Genomic DNA, 18352 nt, shown 5'->3' on the forward strand with positions numbered 1-18352 from the left:
CGCCGCGCTGCCCACCCCGGTGACGCCGCGCCGACTCACCCTCGCCCGCGCGCCAACCGCGTGAGCTCGACGATCATCCGGTCGATTTCATCGCAGGTGTTGTAGAACGCGAAGGACGGCCGCACGGTCGCTTCCAGCCCGAAGCGCCGCAGGATCGGCTGCGCACAGTGATGTCCGGCGCGCACCGCGATACCCTTCTCGTTCAGCGCCTTTCCGACCTCGAGCGGCTCGTATCCATCCAGCACGAATGAGATCACACTCGCCTTGTCGGCTGCGGTCCCGATCAAACGCAGACCCGGTATCGCGGCCAGGCGCGGCGTGGCATATTCGAGCAGTCCGTGTTCGTAGCGCGAAATATTGTCGATACCGATTCGCTCGACGTACTCGATCGTGCTGCCCAATCCGACCGCGTCCGCGATATTCCCGGTGCCCGCCTCGAATCGGCCGGGCGGTGGCTGGAACAGCGAACGCTCCAGGGTGACATCGCAGATCATATTCCCGCCACCCTGCCACGGCGGCATATCCCGCAGCACGTCGTACTTGCCGAAGACGGCACCGATTCCGGTGGGGCCGTACAGCTTATGGCCGGAGAAGACGAAGAAGTCGGCGTCGATCGACTGGACGTCGATCTTGGTGTGCGGCACCGATTGTGCGCCGTCGATCAGCGCGAGCGCACCCGCTCGATGTGCCTGTGCGACGATCTCGCGCACCGGGGTGATGGTGCCGAGCGCATTGGAGACATGCGCCACGGAGACGAGTTTCGTGCGGTCCGACAACATCCGGGTGTACTCGTCCATCCGCAGCTGGCCGTAGTCATCGGTCGGGATGACCTTCAGCAGTGCGCCCGTTTCCGCGACGAGCATCTGCCACGGCACGATATTGGCATGATGTTCGAGGTGGGAGATGAGGATCTCGTCGCCTTCGCGAATGTTCTTGCGGCCCCAGGTCTGTGCGATCAGGTTGATGCCCTCGGTGGTGCCGCGCACGAAGACGATCTCTTCCGCGGCCGACGCACCGAGGAAGCGTGCCACCGTATCGCGGGCACGCTCATAGGCATCGGTCGAGAGGGCGGCCAGATGGTGTGCGGCCCGATGGATATTCGAATTCTCGTGTTCGTAGAAGTAGGCGATGCGTTCGATGACCGGTCGGGGCTTCTGTGTGGTGGCGGCATTGTCGAACCACACCAGGGGCTGGCCGTTTACCCGTTCCCGCAGGATCGGGAAGTCATTGCGCACGGCGTGCACGTCGAAGGGCGGATGCCGATCGGGCTGGCGCCGATTCGCGGCGTCGAGGAAATAGAACTGCGAATTCGGCTGTGTGTCAGGAGATTCCTGGCGGTCGAGGAAGTTGAACGTCGGAGTTCCGGCGGTCATAGTGTCCATGACACGTGGCGGTGACAGCAGGCCGTCCATCGGTGGCAGTGCTACCAGGAACGGATCGGCGTAGACATCGGCGTTGCGCGCCGCGGAGGTCGGCGGCGGACCGGCCGGAGTGGACATCGCGACGTCCGATCCCCATGTGGGAACCTCGACATCCGGCGTCGGTCCACCGGGCGGCACCGCGCCCTGGGGCGCCGAGCCGTATTGTGACCCGACCCCCTGTTGTGTGCGCGCCGTCGGTAGGTCCAGTGCGGGCGTGAACGTATTGGGAAGTGACACCGGCGAACTCGGCTGCGCGGCACCGAGCGAGGCGATACCTGGCGATGCCGGCAACGCCGAAAAGAACTCGCCCGCCAATCGATTCAGCGTCGCCTCGTCGGGCAGCAGCCAATTCGATACTGCCGCACCGTCGGTCGTCGGATCGTTCGGGTTCAGGGGAGTCGGTCCGTCACTTCCGGTAGGTGTGTGCGTAGTCATGGAACTTGTCCACCTCGGCTCCCTCGAGCAGTGCCACCGCGTCATCGGTCAGGATCGCCAGCGAGCAGTACAGCGACACCAGATACGACGCGATCGCGCTGCGGTCGATACCCATGAACTTCACCGAAAGCCCCATGCCCTGCTCCCCGGCCAGGCCGGGTTGGTACAGGCCGACCACGCCCTGCCGGGATTCGCCGGTCCGGATCAGCAAGAACTTCGTCTTGCCCCGCTCCAGCGGAATCTTGTCCGACGGAACGAGCGGAATCCCCCGCCAGGTCACGAACTGGGAACCGAAGAGGCTGACGGTGGGCGGCGGCACCCCGCGCCGGGTGCATTCCCGGCCGAAGGCCGCGATCCCCTCGGGATGGGTGAGGAAAAAGCCGGGTTCCTTCCAGGCGCGGGCGAGCAGGTTGTCCAGATCGTCCGGTGTCGGTGGTCCGGCGATCGTCGAAATCTTTTGCTTGGATGCGGTATTCGCGATCAGACCGTAGTCCGGGCTATTGATCAGCTCGCCCTCTTGGTGTTCCTTGATCGCTTCGATGGTGAGCCGCAACTGTTGAGCAATCTGGTCGTGCGGACTCGAGTACAGATCCGAGACCCGGGTGTGCACATCGAGGATGGTGTGCACGGCCTTGAGTCGGTACTCCCTCGGCTGCTTCTCGTAGTCGATGAAGGTCTCCGGCAGCGGTGACTCGTCGAAGTTGTCGCACTTGATATCCACGGTGTCTTCGTGGGTAACCCGGTTGCGGCGGTAGATGCCCGCTTCGACCGGCACCCAGTTGAGCAGATGGACCAGCCACCGTGGGGTGATCGATTCCATCTGCGGGACGGTCTTGGTCGCATTCGCGAGTACCCGAGCGGCATCGTCGCCCAGCGCCATCGGTTGCGGAACAGCCTTCGTCATCGGCATCACCTTCGAGTCGGCAAATCGACCGTTACCACCGCGCGTCATGCTATGCGCTGAGCTTGTGGTTGTCGGGAGGTGAGCGTCATCGATCGGGCCGTGTCCTTGGTCAAACGACCAACCTTGATATTCAAGGAGGGACGATTCTCAATCGAATTCGACTTCCCAGCGCTTGATCCCATTGAGCCAGCCGGAGCGCAGGTGTTCGGGCTCGGCGACCTGGTGCAGATTGGGCATGCTGTCGGCGATCGCATTGAACATCAGATCGATCTCGAGGCGAGCCAGATTCGCGCCCAGACAGTAGTGCGTGCCTGCGCCGCCGAACCCGACATGCGGGTTGGGATCGCGCAGGATGTCGAAGTCGAAGGGATTCGCGAAGGCGTCCTCGTCGAAATTCGCCGAGCTGTAGAACAATCCGACGCGCTGGCCCTTGCGGATCAGCTGTCCGCCGAGTTCGACATCGCGGGTCGCGGTCCGCTGGAATACCGAGACGGGCGTGGCCCAACGGACGATCTCATCCGGCGCGGTGCGCGGACGCAGCTTTTTGTAGAGCTCCCATTGGTCCGGATGATCGACAAAAGCCTTCATGCCGTGCGTGATCGAGTTGCGGGTGGTTTCGTTCCCCGCCACCGACAGCAGAATCACGAAGAACGCGAACTCATCCGACCCCAGATGTTCGCCGTCGATATCGGCGTTCACCAATTGCGTCACGATATCGTCGGCCGGGCAGACCCGCCGCTGCTCGGCCATGGTCCAGGCATAGCCGGTCAATTCGAGCTGCGCCGTCGCCGCGTCGCTCGTGTACTCGGGATCATCGGCCCCGATCATCTGGTTCGACCAGGTGAACAGCTTCTTGCGGTCCTGCTGGGGCACCCCGAGGAGTTCGGCGATGGCCTGCAGCGGCAATTCGCAGGCGACCTGCTCCACGAAGTCACCGCTGCCGGACTTCTTGGCCTCGTGCACAATTCGGGTGGCGCGCTCGGTGAGTGCGGCACGCAGGCCCTCTACTGCGCGCGGCGTGAAGCCCTTGGAAACGATGCGCCGATTCTTGGTGTGCAACGGCGGGTCCATATTGAGCAGTATCACCCGCTGCATATCGATCTGCTCGCGGGTGATGTCGGGCTGATAGCGGATGATCGCGCCGTTCTCGGTCGAGGAGAAGATCTCCGGATGCTTCGAAATCTCTTTGATGTCTTCGAGTTTGGTCACCGCCCAATAGCCGCTGTCAGCGAAACCGCTGGATCGATCGTGCTGGGCGCACCACCAGACCGGTGCGGTCCTGCGCAGCTCCGCGAATTCTTCGGTTGGTCTGCGTTTCGCCCACAGATCCGGATCGGTGAGATCGAATCCGGTGGGAATCGACGGCGTGGCCATGGCCACCTCCCAGAGGTAGAACGCGTTCTACAATCGATTGAAGCACAGTGCGTCGCTCCGAAGAGGTGAAACGACTGTGCGGCCCGGCGTGACGCGCGTTCGTGACGAGGTTTTGGCAGCTCGGGGACGGTTTCGGCGGTCAGTGCTCCAGCTTGCGCAGCAGGCCGTGCAGCGTGTTCAGGTCGTCGGGGGAGAGGGCGGCGACCGCGGGCGGTGCGGGATCGGGGGTGGCCATGGCCTCGGCCAGGGCGGCCCGCCCGGCGGAGGTGATGGAGACCTGTTTGCGTCTGCGGTTGGTCGGGTCGATCTCGCGCACCACCAGTCCGAGTTCGTCGAGGTTATTGACCGCGACCGTGGTCGCTGGCGCATCCATGCCGGTGGCCTGCGCGATCTGATTGAGCGTGAGCGGTCCGGGGCGCAGGCGGCGCAGGATGCGAATCCGGCTGAACGGCAACCCCGTTCGTTCGGTGACCGCGCGCTTCCACGAGTCGCGGGTATCCATCACCAGGTGGGTGAGCTGTGCCCACACCATGTCGGCAGTGGGTGCGTCATCCGGCATGCGCGGGGACCCTCTCTTCCAATATCGGGGCGACGCGATCACGGGACCGGGCGGCCCATCGGGTGTTCGCGACTATGCCGAGTATGACGATCCCCGCGGTGAACACCGCGATCAGCCACCACAGACCGGCCCCGGTCAGCGCACCGCACAGTGCGACTCCGATGCTCACGCCCACCTGTCTGCTGGTCGAAGCGACCGCCGCCGCGGCGCCCGCGCGATCCTGCGGCATCCCGCTGACCGCCGATGTCGTGATCGGCGCATTGACCATGCCGAATCCGATGCCGAAGATCGCGAAGACGCTCACCAGCTGCCAGATCGGTGTGGTGGCGTCGAGCCGGGTGAGCAGTACGGCGGCAATGGTCATCGCGGTGCCCGCCGCGAGCAGCGAGGGTTTGGTCCCGTAGCGCCCGACCAGACGTCCGGACAGCGGCGAGAAGATCAGCGTCGCGACCGCCATCGCCAGGTACAGCAAGCCGGTGTGCACCGCCGAATAGCCCCGCACGCCTTGCAGATACAGCGAGCAGGTGAACAGGAACGCGCCGAGTGCGGCGAAGGCGAAGATCGCGGTCACCGTGGCCGAGGCGAACGGCACACTCCGGAAGAACCGCAGATCGATGAACGGATCCGCGCGCCGCGATTCCTGCCACAGGAAGGCCGCGAAAGCCGCCGCCGACACCGCGAACACCACCGGCAGTTGCTCGATCAATCCGAAAACCAAGGTGAGCAGAAAGGCGATCGCCAGCAGCTGTCCGATCGGATCGAGTCCGCGCACCGCGGCGGACTTCGATTCCGGCACGAACAGAGTCGTCAATACCAGCGTGAGCGCGCAGATCGGCAGATTGATCCAGAACACCGACTGCCACCCGAGCGAATCGATCAACACACCGCCGACCATCGGACCCAGCGCCATCGAGATGCCGACCACCGCGCCCCAAATGCCCACCGCGCGAGCGCGTTCCACCCGTCCGGTGAATACCTGCGTAATGATCGACATTGCCACCGGATTGAGCATCGATCCGCCGACGGCCTGCAAAAACCTTGCCCCGATAAGGGTTTCGATCGTCGGCGCGAGGCTGCACGCCAGCGATCCGAGTGCGAATACCGAAAGCCCGATCCGGAATACCCGTCGCCGCCCGAACCGATCGGCGGTCGCCCCCGCGAGCATCAGCAGGCTGGCGAGCGTGAGGGTGTAGATATCGATGATCCACTGCAGCCGGGTCAGCGGCGCATCCAGATCCGCCCGAATCGCAGGCACCGCCACATTCACGATCGTCGAGTCCATCGACACGATCAGCAGGCTCGAACAGCACGTCGCCAGGACCAGCACCTTTCGACGCGGCGTCAGCTCACCAACAGTTGTAACCATACAATGATTGTGTGATTACAACTGTTCCGAATGCAAGAATGTGGCCTCGGATGTGATCCGCGGAACACGGGTTCGGTGCGTTCTCCGAGGATGAGCGGGCGTTTCGCGGCCGACCCGTCCAATTCGGCCTCGGTCGGGCGCGCCGTCCGGCGCCGGTCGGCAGCGCGTCCCTATCTGAGAACGACGCGCGGAAGGCGGCCCCGGCGATCCGTTCCAGCATCTCGCGTGACCGGGCGAGCCCTGCCGCGGGTGGCTCGGCCGCATCCGGCACGTGCGGAAAAGTCCGCGTCGTCACTCCGGACATGCGGGCCACTTCCGCAATCGACCAGGCCACGCCCCCACACCGCCGGATGGAACTCCGCCGCTCTGTCCGGCACTTCGACGCTGAAGCGCCGGGCCATCGGCGGGCTTGCTACACCAACTCGACCTCGTCGAACCCGACTGTCAGGCTGTGCCGCCGCTCCCGCAGCACGCCGCCTTCGCGGTGGACAACGCCCTCGCCGAAATCGATGCGCAACCTGGCGCGACGGCTGTCGACTTCCCGCACGACCCCGCAAACACCGCTGAACGGCCCGCCTGGGAAATAGACGACATCGCCTGGCCCATATTCGGTAAACCCCACGCCGCCACACTACGGCGGGTGTCTACTTCATGAGGCTCAGCAGGCCGAGGCCCGGTTCGAGCGCGCCGTCCTGTCCGAGTGCTAAGAAGTCCGCCTCCACGGCCGAGCGCGTGAGTCTGCCCGCGCGCACCGCGCGGTAGCGCACATACGACCAGAGGAAGACATCGAGGTTGTCGAAGCGGGTGCCGCCTTCGAGTACCTCCTCTTCGTGGAACCACACGGCCACTTGGCCATTGGTGAGCACGACGTACAGATTGCCGCCGCCATCGGCGCCGATCGAGTAGATATCTTCGTCGGTGAGCTCGGTCGTGTAGTCCGAATCGCGTATGCCGCAGTCGTTTGCGGCGAAGTCGAATCCGTAGGACCAGAAGAAGATGTCGAGGAACTGCGGCAGCCGGCCCGAACGCACCCGCCGGTCGAATGCGGCCAGCGCCGCCGCGTCCGCGGGAGCCAGGCGCGCGAGAAACGGTGCCACTGAACGGGTTTGCTCCGGTACGTGGACGGGCGTGGCATCGGGGAACCAACGGACCAGATCGGCATCGAGGTCGCGATCGGTGTAGCCGACCAGGTCGGCGAGGGTGAGCGTCACGCGGGGATTGTATTGGCACCCCAGGACAAGTAGCCGCGATCGTGCGGTCCGAGCGGCTCGTACCATGGTGGCGTGCCCGTCGAGCCGGTTCGTGTCGCTGGGGCTGTGGTGGATATCGCGGTCCCGGCACGGTCGAGCCGCATGGCGGGAGTCAGCATGGCCGGGTTCCGTGGTGCCGCGACGAGCCTGGTCGACCTGCAGTTGGTCCCGTACCCGGCGCTGATGGTGTTCATTGATTTCGGTGACGTGCTGCTCGTCGATGACGCCAGCGGTGCGCGGACGCAGGGCAGCGGCGTTGTCGGCCTCGGCCCCGTCAGCGTTCGAGGGTGTGGGCGAGATGTCGACCTTCTGCAGGTTCGGCTGTCGCCGGTGGTCGCGCACTCGATCCTGGGCACCGCGTCAGAGTTCGGCGGGACGGTGGTCGCCCTCGAGGACCTCTGGGGGCGCGATACCGTGCGAATCCAAGAGCAACTACACGCCACCCGGTCGTGGGACGGTCGATTCGCGATCGCGAAGACCGAACTCGCTCGACGACAGCAGGCGGGCCGGGCGGTCCATCCGGAAGTCGCCTTTGCCTGGGGGCGAATCGTGATGAGCCGTGGGCGGATTCGGGTCGAACGGCTGGCGGCCGAGGTCGGGTGGAGCCGCAAGCGGTTGTGGTCCCGGTTCCGGTCCCAGATCGGGCTGACGCCCAAACGGGCCGCGCAGCTGGTCCGTTTCGACTATGCAGCGCACCGCCTCGCCGGGGGACATAGTGCCGCTCTGGTATCGGCGGAAAGCGGTTATGTCGACCAGTCCCACCTCCATCGCGATGCCATGACCTTCGCCGGGCTGACACCCATAGCGCTGGCTGTTGCGCCCTGGCTCGCGGTCGACCCCGTCGCGTGGTCTGCCCAGGAGTACGTACCCAAGGCGTGACCCCGAGCCAATGCGCTCGGCCATCGCCGCTTCCCGCGGCGCCAACAGCCATAACGGGAACATTTGTCCAAGACTTCCGGTGGTGAGCTGGTGATGCTGACAGTCATATCTGGAATCGCGCGTCGACTTGGGTCACCCATGCGACGCGGTGTGATCGAGGAGGAATGACGTGAACGGAGCAACCGGCATCGAACGGCCGCCGCTCGGCATCCGACTGCTGCATGCCCTGCGAAAGGAGCCGGACTGGCCGACGCTGACGGCCGCCGAGTTGATCACTTATCGCGACGCGGCGAACCGCACGGCAGGCTCCCGTCTCATTCGGGTGATCACCGGGTTTCCCGATCGCGGCGCCACGATCGGTTGGCAGGAGGTTGCGCTGCCCGATCGCATGCTCCGGGTCCGGGTATACCGGCCCACACCCGGGCGCGGTGATGGCACCGCCCTGCCGCTCGTGCTGCACGTGCACGGCGGCGGGTTCGTGGGCACCGCGGCGCAATGCGACTGGGCGAACAGCCATCTCGCGGCGCGGCTGCCCGCGGTCGTCGTCTCGGTCGAGCACCGTCTGCTCGCTCCGGGTACTCCGCTGTCGGAGGCTGTCGACGACGGCTGGGATGTGCTGCGGCACATGGTGCAGCATGCCGCGGAGTGGGGAATCGACCCGGCGCGGATCGCGGTTGCCGGTGAGAGCACCGGCGCGCTGATTTCCGCACTGGCCGCGATCCGGGCCAAGGCGACCGGGCTGCACTTGCAGGCGCAGGTGTTGGTCAATCCCGCCGTGGATCTGACCGAGACGATGTTCGACTACGCCTCGATGACCCAGCACGCGGATAGTCCGACGCTGACCATCGCGAAGCTGAGGCTGTTCCAGCAGTTGGCGGTGCCGCCGGGAGCAGATGCCCGTGCGGTGTCGCCCCTGCATGCCGACGATCCGAGTGGGCTGGCTCCAGCACTCGTCGTGGTGCCGACCCTCGACCCGGTGGCCGATCACGGCCGCCGGTACGCCCAACGATTGCGTGAATTCGCCACGCCCGCACAGGTAACCGAACATTCCGGGGCACCGCACGCGTTCCTCACCCTGCCCGGGGTCGTGCCACAGGCCAAGGCCGCCCGTGCGGAGATCACCGAGTTCCTCCGTGGTCGACTCGCGGGATCACGCGCCGCCGCGGCGGAGCCGACGAAGGCGGAAATACGATGACCACCACATTGGATCTGCGACGTCGCCGGGGTGACTACGGCATCGATGGAGACTTCAGCGTGATTTCAGCGCGTTGGCAGGCGGTGATCATTGCTGCCATCGTCGCAGCGCTCATCGCGCTGACCGTGCGCAATATCGTTACCGGCGCCTTCATCGGTGCCGTGGTGACCGGCTTGCTGACGCTCGGGCTGGTGCTGTTCGTGGGTTCCTATCTGTACACGACCCGAGTCGGCAAGTTCGAGGTATGGGCGCGGATTCTCAACGATTTCCGGCTGCGCGGTGACGAGCAGGTGCTGGACCTGGGCTGTGGACGCGGCGCGCTGCTCCTGATGGCTGCCGAACTGCTGCCCCGTGGCCGGGCGGTCGGCATCGATCTGTGGCACGCCGACCAGACCGGCAACAGCCCGGACGCCACCCGGCGCAATGCCGAGCGCGAAGGCGTCGCCGACCGGGTCGAGGTGGAAACCGGTGACATCACACAATTGCCGTTCGCCGACAACACCTTCGACCTGATCATCAGCAACCTGGTACTGCACAACATCCCAGCTGCCGTCGGTCGGCGTGCCGCCATCGACGACGCCGTCCGCGTGCTCCGCCCCGGCGGTCGACTGGCCATCGCCGATCTGTGGGCCACGAATCGACACCGCGCACGCTTGCACGAACTCGGGCTGACCGACGTGCGGCGACGCAACCTCGGCTGGCGCATGTGGTGGGGCGGCCCATGGTTTCCCACCAGACTCGTCACGGCGACCAAGTCGGCGATGCCCGTCACAAGCTGAGGCACTCGTCTGTCTCGGCCTCGATCCAATGGATGAGAAAAGTGCCCTTCGAGCTGGGATTGTCGCTGTCGTCCAGGCAGCGATCGGTCCGGTTTCAGAAGGGCACTTCGGGTGCAAGTTTCGCGGATTCGAGTGGCCCGGCTCCGGATATTTCGGACGCGAACCATCCGATGCCCGATTCCTGGAACGCCCGGCCATGATGCCACGCCGGCAATGCTCGGATAACGGAACGGAAGGTCGGCTACCGAAATGGAACGACTCGTGTGTTTCAATTTCGGACGGCGTCGGGTCGGGGCAGAACTGCGGCTGTCGGACGCCGGTATCTGGTTTGACTCCACCTCCTGGAAGGCAGGCCGCGATGACCCCCACCACACCCTCGTTCTTCGAGGCACAACTTCCCGCCCTCTTGAGCAGTCGAAGAGACGCACCGGCGTTTTGGATGCTCGATCTGCTGTGGATTCCGCTGCTGGAGGCCCATCAAACTGGGGGCGTTTTTTCGGTCACCGAGCAGCTGATGCCGAAAGACTCTGGCGCACATACCAAGCACGTGCACAATGTCGACGAGTGGTTTTACGTCCTCGACGGCACTGTCGACTTCGAACTCGAGGGCGAAACGTCGTCGGGGCAAGATGGCGACTCGCTGTGGATTCCTCGGGGCACCGTGCACAGTTTCAACGTCACGAGCGATGTCTGCCGTGTACTCAACGGCTATACCCCGGGCGGATTCGAGCAAGTGATCAAGGGGCTCGCGAGACCGGCACCGAAGCGTGAGCTTCCCCCGAGAACTGAAGAGCCAGCGCCAGAAGACATCGCGGCAGCACAGTTCCTGTTCAGCAACTACTGGACCGCACGAGCCGACGACCCCTGGGCGAAATTCTTCGTCCGCTGATCCCGCGCCCGGCGTCCGGGCGAACCCTGCTGTCGCACTGCTGTGTACGTCACCACCCACCTCGGCGTGGCGATGGGCTATGCGGCGCGGTGTCGTCGGCCGGGTTCGATTCGGGCGTGCCAAGCTGGCGGGGTGAAGTCGGAGGCGGCGCAGATACTCGACATCCTCGATCAGGTCATGGCGATCGTGCGGGTCGGACCGCAGGATCTGAGCTGGCAGTCTAGGTATGCGGATGAGGCTGAGCTGGTGGGGGATCTCACCGAGCATTCGGAGCTGATTCGGCGGGGTGACATGAGTCGGTTGCCCGATCTGAAGTTTCTGTTCGTTGCGACCGGCCCGCTGTGTGAGATCGCTGCCAGCAGTGGGTGGTTGGCTACCTACACCGAGCTCGGGAACCGGTTCGATCGGTTGTATGAGCGGTTGGCGTGATGCCCGCTTGGACTGCTCGGACCAACCTCGACCGGCACCCGAACGACATTCTGGCGGCCTACATGGCCTCGGTCGGATGAAGATTTCGCCGGTCTCGTAGGGGAAGTCGGTGATGAAACGGGCACCGGTCCCTGATGTCTCTGGGGCCGGTGCCCGTGCGGCGTCACGGCTCGGCCCGACGGGGCGTGGCCGTGTGTATGGGTGTTATTGCGCTGCGGCGCGGATGATTTCGGCGACGGTTGCGGGCCGGGAGACGTAGACGGCGTGGCTTCCGGGTGTTTCGCGGACGGTCGCCCCCATGCGTTCGGCCATCGACCGCTGTGCGGCCGGTGGGATCATCCGGTCCTCGGTGACGTGCAGGTACCAGCTGGGCTTGACCCGCCAGGCGGCCTCCGTGATGGTGGTGCCGAGCGCGTCGACCCCCCAGGGGACCTGGGAGTCGGCGAGGAAGGCGGCGTCGGCATCGGACAGATCTCCGGCGAAGGAGTCGTGGAACTTCGCCCGATCGAGGAACAGGTAGCCCTCACGCGGCGGCAGGATCGGCGGCTGCGGACCGTCCTGTGGGAAGGTCGCGATCAGGCTGTTGACCGATTCGCCCTTGTCGGGCGCGAAGGCGGTGATGTAGACGAGCGCGGTGACCGCCTCGTGCAGACCGGCCTCGGTGATGACGGCCCCGCCGTAGGAGTGCCCGACCAGCACCGCGGGACCGTCCAGGTCATCGAGGACGGACTTGGCGGTGGCGGCGTCGTCGCCCAGGGACTTGGTGGCGTTCTGCACGACACGGACCCGGTATCCGTCACGGGTCAGCTCGTCGTACACACCGCGCCAGCCGGATCCGTCCACGAATCCGCCGTGGACAAGTACGACCGTCTTATCGGTTGATGGCATATCGGTTTCCTCAGCTCGAAGGATGTCGGACCTGCCCGAGACTAAGGCTGTTGCGGCCGTGCGGAATCCGTCAAATGACGTACGTCGCCGATTCGACGCACTCAGCCCGATACCTGGTCGTCGCTACCCGCCGCACGCTGTAGCGCGTCGCGCAGCGCGCTGCGGCGCGTGACCCCGAGTTTGTGGAACGCACGATGCAGATGTGTGGAGACGGTCCGGGCCGACAGGAACAGCTGTTCACCGATCTGCTTGTTCGTCATGCCCGCCGCCGCCAGTTCGACGACCGCCTGTTCACGCGCGGTGAGCGCAGCCGACCGCACCGACGGCGCAGCCTCGCCAGCGGCGCGGAGCTCGGCGTGTGCCCGCCGCAGCCAGGGTGCCGCCCGCAGCTCGGTGAAAATCTCCGCGGCGGTGCCGAGGTGGACCCTGGCGGCCGCGTTCGCGCGTTCGCGGCGCAGCTGTTCGCCGTAGAGCAGCTCGATCCGCGCTCGATCGAATGTCCAGCGCTCCGTGCCGGGCAGGGCGAGTGCTTCTTCGAAGAGCGATCCGCTGTCGTCCGGGTGCGCGACCGCAAGGGCGGCGGTGGTGACCATGGTCAGCCGGGGCGAAAGCTCCTCCAGTCCTGCCGCTTTCGCCGCCCGAGCGTGTGCTCGAGCGTCCACGGTGCGTCCACCGCGGGCCGCGGCCTCGGTGAGGTCGAGCACCAGCCACAACGCGTGCGGGTTGTGCGGCACGAAGGTCCCGGGTGGATTGACTGCGGCGGCGTGCCGATAGGCGTCGGTGAATGCCGAGTTGCCGAGGGCGTGCAGGCACCGGATATGCGAGGAGTAGTGGGCGAGGGTCAGCAGATTTCGCGGGGCGGCCCACATCAGCAGTTGTTCGGCGAGCTGCTCGACCACCGCCTCGTCCCCACGCGCTGCGGCGACCATGCCGCGCAGAAACTTCCCAGGCCCCGCCGTGGTCAGATATCCGAGCTCGTCGCACAACCGCAGCCCATCGGTGGTCACCTCGATCAGGTGATCCCATGCGCCAGTGAAGAAGTCGTCGATGCCGAGCAGGAAAAGCGCGTCGATCGCCTTGGCGACGGCACCGCCGTCATGGCCGTCGTCGATCACCCGCTGAAGCGGTTCCCGGATACGGCCGATCCGATCCAGATACGCACCCGCGGTCGCGACCCGGACGATTCGTACCGGGTCCGAAGAGAACCGCAGATCGTCCATCGCCGTATCGAGTTCGGCCAGCACCTTCGCACCTGTGTGCACCGGGTCGACGAACGATCCGCCGAGCAGTGACAGCGTGTCGGACGGGTCCGGTAGCACGCGGTCGAGGGCGTTTCGGATATCGGGCCACAGCTCTTGGCGGCCGCTGTAGAACCCGATGTAGAGCAGTGTGTGTAGGGCTTCGACGACCGTGTCCGGGTCATCGTGTCGGGTGTCGTCGGTGCTCTGCAATGCGGCCAACAGCAGTCGGCTCGCGGTCGCGACATCTCCCTCGGTATTGAGCAATTGGAAGGCCGCGGCCAGCGCCACCGCCAGCGATCGGCCGCGTGCCCCGGATTCCGGGACGGTGCGCAGCAATCGGCCGGTACCGGACACCTCGCCGGTGAGCAACGAGCCCAGATACGCCGCTCGTGCCGTGCGGCGCGCACGGTCGGTGTCGGCCGGGCTGAGTTCGGCCGCGCGCAGCATGGTCGCCGTCGCGCGCACGCTGTCCCCGTCCCGCAGCATCTGCTGCGAGACGGTTTCGAGCAGCCCCGCGACCTCTTCGTTCGGGGTGGTGGCGGCTTGACCGAGGTGCCAAGCCCGGCGCTGCGGCGACCGGGTGAATGCATCCGCGAGAATTCGGTGCGCGGTCCTGCGTTCGTCGCTGGTCGACGACTCCACCAGCGCGGAGCGGATCAACGGATGCCGGAACTCGAGCCTGCCGGTTCGCGGATTGGTCCGCACGATCCCCGCCCGCTCGGCTGGCTGCAGCGCACTGCGTCCCTCCGGAGTAGGGGCACAGTCCTCGAGCGCCATCCCGTTCTCGGTACCGGAGAGGACGACGAACAACAGCATCCGCCGGGTTTCATCCGGAAGGTGCTCGAGCCGGTCGGCGAACATTTCCTGCAATCGCCGCGTCAGCGGTGGCAAGTCGAACAGCCGAGCCGAGCCACGCTCGGTTTCCAGAGCCGCGGGCAGCTCCAACAGTGCAAGCGGATTCCCACGCGCATCCGCACGCAACCGCCCCCGCGCTCTCACGGGCATCGCGGGAAACGCCGACACCAGCAGCTCCTCGGCGCTGCGATCATCCAGCGGCGCGACTTCGTGCACGCGAAACCCACTGCGGGTGAACGCATCACCGGCGTCGGTGCGCACTGCCGCCAGCAACCGGGTACTCGCCCCGGTCAGACGCCGCAGTGCGTAGATCAACGCCATACTGCTGGACAAATCCAGCCACTGCACATCATCGACCACCAGCAATACCGGCGAACCCTCGGCGGCAGCCCGCGCCCGCAGCAACGCCAGCGTCGCCGCACCCGCAAGGAGCTGCGAGGGGAGAGTGCCTGCCGCCAAACCCATCACCACGCGCATCGCGTCACGGTGCGGGTCCTCGAGCCTGTCGATGAACTCGACCGTCGGCTGCAGCAACTGGTTCAAGGCCCCGAACTGGAGCTCGGCTTCGAACTCGAGCGCGGCCGCCCGCAATACTCGCGCCCCATGCCACGACGCGACCTCGACAGCGGCATTCAGCAGCGCGGTTTTACCAACACCCGGTTCACCGGTCAGCACGAGCACGTTGTCCCCACCGCACGCGTCCGCGACGAAGGAGGAGAGCAACTCGATCTCGACCTCGCGACCGAACAGCATCGGGCATCACACTCCGAACCTCACACCAGTCTCCCCATGAGGTGATGTCACAGAAGCTTAAGACAATCGCCAAGTCCGCAAGAACAATCGGTTCGCGTGCGAATGACACTGGTTCTGTCGGAACCGGCCACCGGGCTGTGGCCGGTCACCCGGTGCGTAGCGGGCGGGTGGCGCTGTCGGCGTGGTCGATGCCCGACGTATGTGTAGCGCTCTTGTTGTCGGCGATGTTCACCGCGCGGACCGCGAGATTCGACCGCCTGCCGCACCTGAGACGTACCCTCGAATTATCCACATGAGCAGGTAACGCAGTCTCTGCCGCAAACAGGTGAGATGGTTTGCGGTGTATGTGGCGAAAGGATGGTCCTTGGTGTTTTCCGGACCGTTGCGCGGCCGAAGCGAACCGATGACCAGGGCGCTGGCCGTGCTGCGCGGCGCCTGCCGACACGGCGCAGGCGGCATCGTCACGGTCTGCGGCCCGCCCGGTATCGGCAAGACCGCGGTGTTGTCGGAGATCTGCCGCCAAGCCACACGCATGGGTATGCGTGTCGCGTCGAGCCGGTGCGAGGACATCGACGACTCCCGCCCGGGGGCACCGGTGTTCACCCTGCTCCGCAGCGGACGCGACCCGCTCCTCGCCCCGGCCACCTACGACCGCCTCCTCGACTGCGTCGCTGACCCGCTGGTATTCGTCGAGGCGGTGACAACCGAGCTGGCAGCGCTCGCCGCCAGCGCCCCGATGCTCATTGCCATCGACGATCTGCACCGGGCCGACCACGCCAGCCGTTCGATCCTCCGAGAGCTGCTGTCACGGTTGACGGGGTTGCCGATCGTCTGGGTGTTCACCACAGGCAAGGACGATCTCGGCCCCGATCTGCTCGCCTACGACGTGAGCAACGTCGAACGACTGGACCTGGCGCCGTTGACGCGGGCGGGCCTCGTAGCGATCGCCCAGGATCGACTGGGACGCATACCCGGCGAACGGGTGCGCGGATATCTCGACGCCATCGGCGGCAATCCACGGCTGGGCGTACAGCTCATCGACAATGTCGCACGTGCCGCTGCCCGCAACGAATCCGACACCGTGGCAGTCGAATTCAGCGCAGCTGTCGCCGCACGCCTCGCGCAGCTCGGCGATACGGCGCGTGGCATGGTCCACATGGTCGCCGTCGCCGACCGGCCGGTGCCGATACAGCATCTCGTCGCGCTCACCGCATCCACTTCGGCGCAGGGCTGGTCGGAGTCGCTCGCCGAGGCTCTCGAATCCGGTCTCGTGCATGCCGATGCGGACATGCTGACCTGTCGCCACGACGTGGTGCGCGAGTCCGTATACGCCTGCATTCCCAAGACTCGCGCCCGCGCACTGCATCGCACCCTCGCCGACTACTACCTCACCGAGGTCACCGAACCCCTCCGCGCTGCGTCGCATGCGCGTGCGGCGGCCACCCCCGGAGATCTCACCAGCGCGGCGGCACTGATCTCGACAGCCGAGACCCTGATGCCGACGAATCTCGATGAAGCCGGTGAATTGGCCGCGCTCGCCTTCCGAACCGTCGGACCCGACCAGCCCGAATGGCTCGATCTCGGCCGCCGTTGCCTTGCGGTCCTGTGCCGCACCCAGCACTCCGCCGAAGCAATCGCCGTCGCCGACCTGATACTGGCCCGCCTCGATGACGACAACCTCATCGCAGAGGTGGAAACCCAAGCAGCCCAGGCACTCTGGCTGGGCGGCCGCATTGCCGATCTGATCGCGCGCACCGAGCGTGTGCTCCGGCAGCGAACACTGCTTCCCGAGGCCGGTGCGCGCCTGCGGGCCGCCTCGGCCCTGGCGAACACCTACGTGGCGAAGGGCAGCGACGCCATCCGATGCAGCGAAGCCGCGCTCGCCCACGCCCGCACGGTCGACGACCCCAAGGCCATCGCTCTGGCCCTGCAGGCGGCCGGGGAGGCCGCCAAGAACGACGCGCGCCACCGCACCGCGCTCGCCTACTTCCGGGAGCTGCGCGCGCTCGGTGGCGTCTCGTATCTCGCAGAGGAAATCACCGAACTGCAGTTCCTGGATCGATACGACCACGCCCAAGCGCTGCTCGATCAGGCCCGCACCGACCGCCGCACCGCGGTCGAACCGATACTGCCCGCCCTGAGCTGTGCGCAGATGTGGCAGGACTACAACCTCGGCCGTCTCGACGAGGCCGACGCCGCAGCGGGCGCCCTGACCGAATCGAGCCGCCAGCTCGGCAATACGAACCACATCCTCGACGCGATCATGGTGCGCGTCTCGGTGGCGCTGCTGCGCGGTGATACCGATGCCGCCGCCGCGCACATGCTGATCGCCCAGGACATCTCCCGCGGCGACGACAGCACCCGCAGACCTGTCGTCGGCGTCATGAGCGGCTGGGTCGCGGCCGCGCGCGGCGATTTCCCCACTGCCCTCGATATCTGGCGGCCGGTCCTGGACGGCGCCGGTGAATGCAATGGCTACTGGCCGCTGTGGCCCTGCTGGACCGGCGTGTTCTTCAAATTCGGCGATGCGGCACTGGATCGCGAATTCACCTCCGCGGCAACCGATGTCGCGCAAGCAGCCGCGATCCGGAATCCAGGTGTCGCCAGCTTCGAGGGCATGGCGCTGAATCTGCGGGGGCGCAATGCCGGTGATCTGGATCTGATCGGCCGGGCTGCGTTGGTCCTCGCCCGCAGCCCGCGCCCGCTGTTGCGCGCGGGCGGAGCCGAATCCCACGGCCGTGCCCTGCTCGCCGCCGGGGACCGCATCGGCGGACTCACCGCACTCGATCACGCCTGGGACGAATTCCACAGCATGGGTGCCCGGGCCAAGACCACCGAGATCCAGAAGGTCATGCGGGAAGCCGGTGCCCGCCGCGCGAAGTGGTCTGCTGTGCCGACCCGAGCCGCCAACGGCTGGGCAGCGCTGACCCCATCCGAACGCCGGGTCGCCGCCCTCATCGGCGCGGGCCACACCAACAAGTCCGCGGCCGCCGAACTCGGCATCTCCGTCAATACGGTCGGTACTCATCTGCGGTCCGCCTTCGCCAAACTCGGCATACAGTCACGAGTCCAGCTGGCCAACGTATTGCACAGCGTTCCCGCGAGCTGACCTCGCACCCGGCGCCGGGCGGGGTC

General features: G+C 66.1%; 15 protein-coding genes. 6 read left to right on the forward strand and 9 right to left on the reverse strand.

Annotation, left to right across the window (positions count from 1 at the left end; genetic code table 11):
- Positions 1–35: 35 nt before the first annotated feature.
- From ABZ293_RS14040 to ABZ293_RS14070, 7 genes are all read right to left on the reverse strand, one after another.
- Complete coding sequence (locus ABZ293_RS14040; RefSeq protein ID WP_355180494.1) at positions 36–1856, reverse strand: family 2A encapsulin nanocompartment cargo protein cysteine desulfurase; 1821 nt, start codon at positions 1854–1856, stop codon at positions 36–38.
- Entirely contained in the window at positions 1828–2760 is a 933-nt protein-coding gene (locus ABZ293_RS14045; RefSeq protein ID WP_355180496.1) for a family 2A encapsulin nanocompartment shell protein, read from the reverse strand. Before ABZ293_RS14045 ends, ABZ293_RS14040 begins: the two co-directional genes overlap by 29 nt.
- 147 nt (positions 2761–2907) lie before the next feature.
- Positions 2908–4134, reverse strand: coding sequence for a cytochrome P450 (locus ABZ293_RS14050; protein ID WP_355180498.1), 1227 nt, complete (start codon positions 4132–4134; stop codon positions 2908–2910).
- A gap of 139 nt (positions 4135–4273) precedes the next feature.
- Positions 4274–4693 carry a MarR family winged helix-turn-helix transcriptional regulator gene (locus ABZ293_RS14055; RefSeq protein WP_355180499.1) on the reverse strand — a complete coding sequence of 140 codons (420 nt, stop codon included), beginning with the start codon at positions 4691–4693 and terminating at the stop codon, positions 4274–4276.
- The gene (locus tag ABZ293_RS14060; RefSeq protein WP_355180501.1) at positions 4683–6059 is read right to left on the reverse strand and encodes an MFS transporter; all 1377 of its coding nucleotides are present in this window, start codon (positions 6057–6059) and stop codon (positions 4683–4685) included. The genes ABZ293_RS14055 and ABZ293_RS14060 overlap by 11 nt, the downstream gene beginning before the upstream one ends.
- Before the next feature lie 412 nt (positions 6060–6471).
- Positions 6472–6681, reverse strand: a complete 210-nt coding sequence (locus ABZ293_RS14065) for a hypothetical protein (RefSeq protein WP_355180503.1) — start codon at positions 6679–6681, stop codon at positions 6472–6474.
- A 22-nt stretch (positions 6682–6703) separates the two neighbouring features.
- Positions 6704–7270, reverse strand: coding sequence for a hypothetical protein (locus tag ABZ293_RS14070; RefSeq protein WP_355180505.1), 567 nt, complete (start codon positions 7268–7270; stop codon positions 6704–6706).
- 72 nt (positions 7271–7342) lie between these two features.
- Between ABZ293_RS14070 and ABZ293_RS14075 the strand changes: the two genes are divergently transcribed.
- The 5 genes from ABZ293_RS14075 to ABZ293_RS14095 all read left to right on the forward strand — a co-directional run bounded on the left by ABZ293_RS14075 (position 7343) and on the right by ABZ293_RS14095 (position 11480).
- Complete coding sequence (locus tag ABZ293_RS14075; protein WP_355180507.1) at positions 7343–8188, forward strand: helix-turn-helix domain-containing protein; 846 nt, start codon at positions 7343–7345, stop codon at positions 8186–8188.
- A 169-nt stretch (positions 8189–8357) separates the two neighbouring features.
- On the forward strand, positions 8358–9383 hold the full coding sequence (locus ABZ293_RS14080) for an alpha/beta hydrolase (RefSeq protein ID WP_355180509.1): 1026 nt from the start codon (positions 8358–8360) through the stop codon (positions 9381–9383).
- Positions 9384–9397: 14 nt separating this feature from the next.
- Positions 9398–10162, forward strand: a complete 765-nt coding sequence (locus ABZ293_RS14085) for a class I SAM-dependent methyltransferase (RefSeq protein ID WP_355180777.1) — start codon at positions 9398–9400, stop codon at positions 10160–10162.
- Between the two features lie 358 nt (positions 10163–10520).
- Complete coding sequence (locus tag ABZ293_RS14090; protein WP_355180511.1) at positions 10521–11051, forward strand: cupin domain-containing protein; 531 nt, start codon at positions 10521–10523, stop codon at positions 11049–11051.
- Between the two features lie 132 nt (positions 11052–11183).
- On the forward strand, positions 11184–11480 hold the full coding sequence (locus ABZ293_RS14095) for a hypothetical protein (protein WP_355180513.1): 297 nt from the start codon (positions 11184–11186) through the stop codon (positions 11478–11480).
- 204 nt (positions 11481–11684) lie between these two features.
- On the opposite strand, the gene ABZ293_RS14100 is transcribed toward ABZ293_RS14095, so the two are convergent.
- Together ABZ293_RS14100 and ABZ293_RS14105 are read right to left on the reverse strand one after the other, a co-directional pair.
- Entirely contained in the window at positions 11685–12368 is a 684-nt protein-coding gene (locus ABZ293_RS14100; protein WP_355180515.1) for an alpha/beta hydrolase, read from the reverse strand.
- Between the two features lie 101 nt (positions 12369–12469).
- Positions 12470–15217, reverse strand: a complete 2748-nt coding sequence (locus ABZ293_RS14105) for an AAA family ATPase (RefSeq protein ID WP_355180517.1) — start codon at positions 15215–15217, stop codon at positions 12470–12472.
- Positions 15218–15584: 367 nt separating this feature from the next.
- On the opposite strand from ABZ293_RS14105, the gene ABZ293_RS14110 reads away from it, so the two are divergent.
- Positions 15585–18326, forward strand: a complete 2742-nt coding sequence (locus tag ABZ293_RS14110; RefSeq protein ID WP_355180779.1) for an AAA family ATPase — start codon at positions 15585–15587, stop codon at positions 18324–18326.
- Positions 18327–18352: the final 26 nt, after the last annotated feature.

It is taken from the genome of Nocardia sp. NPDC005998, from assembly GCF_040614395.1.
GTDB lineage: Bacteria > Actinomycetota > Actinomycetes > Mycobacteriales > Mycobacteriaceae > Nocardia.